The 6,259-nt window shown below is 45.9% G+C and carries 5 protein-coding genes and 1 pseudogene; 3 read left to right on the top strand and 3 right to left on the bottom strand.

The features are described from left to right. Nucleotides 1-19 precede the first annotated feature (19 nt). Nucleotides 20-579, top strand: a pseudogene (locus AB4263_RS17510) (sugar O-acetyltransferase). An 81-nt stretch (nucleotides 580-660) separates the two neighbouring features. Here the strand turns inward: AB4263_RS17510 and AB4263_RS17515 are convergent. After that, a complete protein-coding gene (locus AB4263_RS17515) occupies nucleotides 661-1,848 on the bottom strand; it encodes an MFS transporter (protein ID WP_017062388.1) in 1,188 nt (395 codons plus the stop codon). 281 nt (nucleotides 1,849-2,129) lie between these two features. Between AB4263_RS17515 and AB4263_RS17520 the strand changes: the two genes are divergently transcribed. Continuing rightward, nucleotides 2,130-3,011: a LysR substrate-binding domain-containing protein gene (locus AB4263_RS17520; RefSeq protein ID WP_371699854.1), complete on the top strand. Its 882-nt coding sequence runs from the start codon at nucleotides 2,130-2,132 to the stop codon at nucleotides 3,009-3,011. 120 nt (nucleotides 3,012-3,131) lie between these two features. On the opposite strand, the gene AB4263_RS17525 is transcribed toward AB4263_RS17520, so the two are convergent. Together AB4263_RS17525 and AB4263_RS17530 are read right to left on the bottom strand one after the other, a co-directional pair. After that, nucleotides 3,132-3,422 (bottom strand): putative quinol monooxygenase, encoded by a 291-nt coding sequence (locus tag AB4263_RS17525; RefSeq protein ID WP_017062386.1) that lies wholly within the window; start codon nucleotides 3,420-3,422, stop codon nucleotides 3,132-3,134. A gap of 207 nt (nucleotides 3,423-3,629) precedes the next feature. After that, nucleotides 3,630-4,127 (bottom strand): hypothetical protein, encoded by a 498-nt coding sequence (locus tag AB4263_RS17530; RefSeq protein WP_108092185.1) that lies wholly within the window; start codon nucleotides 4,125-4,127, stop codon nucleotides 3,630-3,632. Between the two features lie 493 nt (nucleotides 4,128-4,620). Here AB4263_RS17530 and AB4263_RS17535 point away from each other — a divergent pair, with 493 nt between their 5' ends. Further along, on the top strand, nucleotides 4,621-6,153 hold the full coding sequence (locus tag AB4263_RS17535; protein ID WP_372098609.1) for a phospholipase D family protein: 1,533 nt from the start codon (nucleotides 4,621-4,623) through the stop codon (nucleotides 6,151-6,153). Nucleotides 6,154-6,259: the final 106 nt, after the last annotated feature.

Below are 6,259 nucleotides of genomic sequence, written 5' to 3' on the forward strand. Positions count from 1 at the left end.
GTGAGAACAGGTAAGTAACGTGAAAACAGAAAAACAAAAAATGCTAGCAGGTGAACCTTATCAGGCTGGGATAAAGAGCTTTATGCAGCTCGTATCGAATGTCGCAAGGTGCTTCAAAAACTCAATAACAGTATTCCTGACACACCCGAATGGCAAGCAGCAACGCAAGAGCTGATTCCGGGCTGTGAAAATGCGCATTTAGAACCTCCATTTCGTTGTGACTACGGCTCGAACATCAAGTTAGGCAAGAACTTCTACGCTAACTTTAACTGCGTGATTTTGGATGTGGCTGAAGTGACTATTGGCGACAATGTGCTGCTTGGTCCGAACGTTCAAATCCTGACTGCAGGTCACCCACTCGATGTGAAAGGCCGTGTAGAAGAAGGCGTTGAGTTTGGCACACCGATTAATGTTGGCAACAATGTTTGGCTTGGCGGTGGTGTAATTATCTGCCCCGGTGTCACCATTGGCGAAAACAGTGTGATTGGCGCGGGCAGTGTCGTAACCAAAGACATCCCAGCCAATGTGGTTGCAGTCGGTAATCCATGTAAAGTGCTGAAAGCGATCGATAACGAGTAATAATCAGATTGAATTGATAAAGCCCGAACCTAGGTTCGGGCTTTGTTTTTTCTATTCTTGCTAGATGCTAGATGCTAGATGCTAGATGCTAGATGGAACAGCTTGTTGTGCTTGCTTCTTATCTAACGCACCACTGAATCGAGTCAGAACAAGAGCGATCAGAACGATCACAGCACCTACCCAAGGGGTGTTCATTAATCCAGATTTCGCGACAATCAAACCACCGCCCCATGAGCCCAATGCAATACCGACGTTGAAGGCGGCAATGTTCAACCCAGAAGCGACATCGACGGCGTCTGGTGTGTATTTCTCAGCCAGTTTCACAACATACACTTGTAGCCCCGGAACGTTACCGAATGCGAATGCACCCCAAACCAAAATGGTAGCAACAGCTGCGTAAGGGTTTACTGCGGTAAAGTTGAATACCACCAGTACTGCGGCTAAACCAGAGAAGATAACGGTCAGTGCTTTAATTGGGCCCATCTTGTCGGCCATTTTTCCGCCCCAGATGTTACCGACCGCCACTGACACACCGTAAACCAACATGATTAAGCTGATTGAGCTCGAATCAAACCCTGATACATTTTCCAGTATTGGAGCAAGGAACGTAAACGCTGTGAATGTGCCGCCATAACCTAGTGCTGTGATAGCGTAAACCAACAGTAAGCGTGGTTGAGTTAGAACCTTTAGTTGTGCCGAAATCTTAGCCGCTGGTGGTTGCTTAAGGTTGCTTGGAACCAAGATAGCGCTACCGATAAGAGCAATAAGACCAAGCAGAGCCACGATCAAGAAGGTTGCTTGCCAGCCAAAGGTTTGGCCGATGTAAGTGCCCAGTGGTACGCCGGTCACCAATGCAACCGTTAAACCCGTAAACATGATCGCAATGGCACTGGCTGCTTTATCTTTTGAAACCAAACCTGTCGCGATGGTCGATCCAATCGAGAAGAACACACCATGGGCAAGGCCAGTCAAAATTCGTGCGGCGATCAGCGTGTTATAGCCTGGCGCCTGCCACGCCAATAAGTTACCAATGACAAACAATGCCATCACGGTGAGCAACACCGCTTTACGATTCCATTTGCCGGTTAATGCCGTTAAGACTGGTGCGCCAATAGCAACGCCAAGCGCGTATAAACTGACTAATAGGCCTGCCGATGGCAGAGATACATTCAAGTCGCTCGCCATGGTAGGAATCAAGCCTACGATGACAAATTCTGTGGTTCCGATGGCAAAGGCGCTGAGCGTCAATGCAAGTAATGCTAGTGGCATAATCATCTCTCTTACTGTTCTTTGTTAAATACCGAGCGCGATAAAATGGGGCAGCTTGTTACTGCAATAGGAGCGCTTCGTTTGATGGCGAGGATTATCTAGCAATATATATTTGTGATAAATGACGCTATTAACAAATAACCTTTGTTAAATATGCAATAATTGAAGAGTTAACCGATCATTGGATTAAGCTGATGAGAGCGAAAGGACACAGATGATTTGATCTGTGATGATCACAAACGAGATGACATTAACCAAAATGAAGATAGCGAAGGAGCCTCATGCTAACCCGTTCAGATGATTTAGAAATGGTACTCACCGTTGTCGATGCTGGTGGTTTTTCTGCGGCGGCAGAGGCGCTGGATGTGCAGGTCGCCAAGGTGTCTCGTTCGGTGAGTAAGGTTGAGTCGCAACTCGGTGTCTCAATATTCAACCGAACAACGAGACGTGTGGAATTGACGGAGGAAGGGCGGCAGTTTGTTGATTCAGTCAGGCTAGGGTTACAGATGATTCAGAGCGCGGAAGAAGAAATCGTGTCGCGCGGTGAGTTGCCAAAAGGTCGTTTAAGAGTCGATGCCGCCAGTCCATTCGTATTTCACCAACTAGTGCCGTTGGTGCAGTCATTCAAAGAGGCTTACCCAGACATTGAGTTGGAACTCACTTCCAACGAAGGCTTCGTTGATCTTCTCGAAAAGAGAACTGATGTTGCGATTCGAATCGGTAAGTTGTCCGATTCAACACTGCACGCTCGCCCGTTAGGAAAAAGTTTACTCCATATTGTTGCGTCACCTGATTATCTCGCTAAGCGTGGGCTGCCCACCAAACCTGAAGATTTGAGTTCGCATCAAATTGTGGGGTTTGCGGGTAACAAAGTGCTTAACCATTGGCCTTTACCAAACCAAAGTGATGTCGCGCCTACTGTGACAGCCAGTAATGGTGAAACCGTGCGTCAACTAGTCTTAGCTGGAAATGGGATTGCTTGTTTATCGGGGTTTATGGTGCAGGAAGATATGGCTGCGGGTCGCCTAATCCCTATTCTGGAACAAGACAAACTTGCCAACACAGACCGAGAGCGAGTGAATGCGGTTTACTACAAGTCGTCATCGGTCTCTAAACGTATCTCGGCGTTTATCGATTTTATTCAACCCCGTTTGAAGCTCTAACTAAGGCGGCTGACGATATCCGCATAAATGAAAAAGCCCCGCTGACGTGTAGCGGGGCTTTCAAATTGAACTCGATAGCTTGTCAGTGTGCTTTCTAGTAACAGACTACTGAAACTGTACTTAAGCGATCTTAGTCATCTCGTTAAGTGTAAATGACGTAACACTACCTTCGGTTGCTGCCATGTATTCAGCGAGGTGAGTATTACCCATGTGTGTTTGCCAAAGTTCACGAGACGTCCAGTTTTCGTAGAAAGTGAAATGTGCTGGGTTTTCATTGTCTTGGTGAAGGTCGTAGTTGATGCAGCCTTCTTCAGCGCGAGTAATATCAATCAGCTTTAGCAGCTCTGCTTTAACCAATTCAATTTTGTCTTCGTTAGCGACGATGTTTGCGACGATAGTTAGTTGAGTCATGTTCGTACCTATATTATTTTTCACCGAAATGGTGATTTGTCTGTGTTTACAGTGCCACTCTTTGTTCATTGAGCTGCAGTCTGTGTCGATGGATAAATAATAGTGGGAATATTTGAAACGATAAACAGTGCTACATTTGAATTATTGTCAAAAAATAATTGATAATAACTTGGGTATTATGTGCTACTAGGCGTAGGTGAGGAGTATTTAGAAGCCGCCCGCCCACGCATCAAAATCGTCAATGTTGTCGAGCTCTTCTTTAGTTCTTGGGGCTGGGTAATAAGGCAGAGCCAATCTTTGAGTGGAAGGTTGCAGTTCCCAATCGGGTGTAATCTTGAGTCGGGTTAATTCATCGTTGAGGCGCACAGACATATAGTAGCCATCGGCATGGGTATTGGCGTAACTCGCGATTGTGGCGATATCTCCAGAAGGTAATTTTACGTCTCGACCCAGTGGATAGAGCTGGTGCAATGCGAAACTCACTTTGGGATCTTCAAGTTTGCCTTGCTTAAAGCGTTCTAATCCGATGGCGGTTGAAGTGGTGCGCGGCTTCCACCCTGTGAGGAACAATCCACTCAAGTTATCTTGGAACGGCTTACCCTTTCGATTGCCTTCATTGGTAATGAATTGAACCGTCAATGTATCTCCCGATTCTTGCAGAATATCTAAAAACTGTTCACCAGTGCGATCGACCAAAAGCTTCATAATATCCAGTTACCATCAAGAATGAGAGACAATAAAGGGTACTACTATAGGGAAGGCTTGTGTAGGGACGATAAACGTTATGTAGTGTGAACAATGTTTTCGGTGTTGATCCTTACATGTCCCTTAGATGAACAACAGCTTTAGCGCTTACGTAAGTAATGCGTTTGCACGATCTCATATAAGTAAGTCGACACGCCTGTTAGTGTGAAATCAAGCGGTGAAACTAGATCTCCAAACAATGGTGAAGCATCACCCAGACCGAACAGACTCACCATCGAAATGGTAGAAAACCCGCTAAGTTTATATTGCCTGACACTCACTCAACTTAGGTGATTTGTAGGTCAATTTACTGATCTTCAAATTTATACTGGATAATTACCTATAAATTTCAGGATTTAGCAGTAATAATCAATGAATAGATCGGAATAGCTTGTTCATTGAAAAGCTGTACGGAAAGTTTCTAAAGACGCATCGTGAAAAGGAAGTCAGATACATGCCTGTGCTCCAACGCATCAGTTTAACGTTAATCTTAATCGCCGTTTTAGGTGGGTGTTCTTCACTTCCTGAAGGCATCGATCATCCAACAGAACCGCCAACCTCTCCTGCACCTAGTTCTTTATCGGTTCTAACCAATGAATTTCAGCCTGAAGCTTTAGAGCAAGGCACCACCGCGGTTCGTCTGCAAGAGTCTGGTTGGGATGCCTTGGCACAGCGATTAGCGCTGGTCGAAAGTGCCGAGCACACCATCGACATTCAATATTACATCTGGAACTCTGACGAATCGGGCAGCTATCTCGCTAGCCGTTTATTAGCAGCGGCCGAGCGCGGTGTGAAGGTTCGCGTAATGCTGGATGATATCAACCTCAACGAACGTGAAGGTTTGCTGTCGGCACTGGATGCGCACCCTAACGTCGAGATTCGTATCTTCAATCCAACGCCAACACGCCGTGGCTTCAGTAAATGGCTGAGCTTTGTCGGTGACTTTTCTCGCTTAAATCGCCGCATGCACAATAAATCGTTTACCGTAGATGGTACCTTGTCTGTGGTGGGTGGCCGTAATATCGGTGATGAATACTTTGACCTTTCTGATGAAATCAATTTCCGAGACCGCGATGTATTAGTCATGGGCTCGGTAGTTAACACCATCCAAACCAGTTTTGTTGAATACTGGAACAGCCGTTGGTCTTACCCTGTCGATATGCTGGGTGATGACGAGCAACCTGATCTCTCGAAGATAGATAATATTGTCGTTCCGCATTATCAAAATTACCCGGAATTGCCACTAGATCGTAAGGCTGCTGATAGTTTGCTGAAAGAGGTGATTGGTGAGATGACATGGGTGAATGCTCGTTTTGTTTACGATCAACCCGTCCCTGATGATTCAGACAATACCGATGAACCGAAAGCGACCGCGATTCTTCTAGGGAAATTAGCGAGCGAGTCGAAACAAGAAATCTTGCTGGAATCCGCTTACCTTGTATTCGATGATGGTCAGCTTGAAGAGTGGCAGGTATTGAACAACAAGGGCGTTGAGATAAAAGCGCTAACTAACTCTATGGCGTCTAATGATCTGGTGACTAATCACTCCGCTTATGCAGGCAGACGTTACGACATGTTGGAGCATGGCATCGACCTGTTTGAGCTAAAACCAGAATCTAAGCTGTGTGAAGCGTCGACTCAAGACGTGTCTAAATGTGCGCCTGAGGCGGCCTATGGCTTGCACGCTAAATCAGTCGTATTCGACCGCAGCATCGCGAGCATCGGCTCATTTAACTTCAACTTGCGTTCTACCTACTTGAACACGGAATCGGTTTTGATCATCGAGAATAAAGAGATTGCTGAAACATTAGCAGAAACCATTGAGCAAGCAATGAGCGAAGAAAACAGCTGGCGATTAGAGCTTGAAGACGGTGATGTGTATTGGTATTCAGGCGACCAACGTTGGGACAGCGAACCTGACACTGGTCAATGGGAACGAATGCAGTCAGGCTTTTTGCAATTGCTACCGATTGAGAAATATCTGTAAGCTAGCCGCCTCCGGATAAATAAAAATGTCAGCGTATATTACGCTGACATTTTTGTTTGTACTGCTGTTTGCTGCTAGCTCTAATCGCTTAACGGCTTAACGGCTT

The organism is Vibrio sp. 10N.261.55.C5 (assembly GCF_041470505.1).
GTDB lineage: Bacteria > Pseudomonadota > Gammaproteobacteria > Enterobacterales > Vibrionaceae > Vibrio > Vibrio crassostreae_C.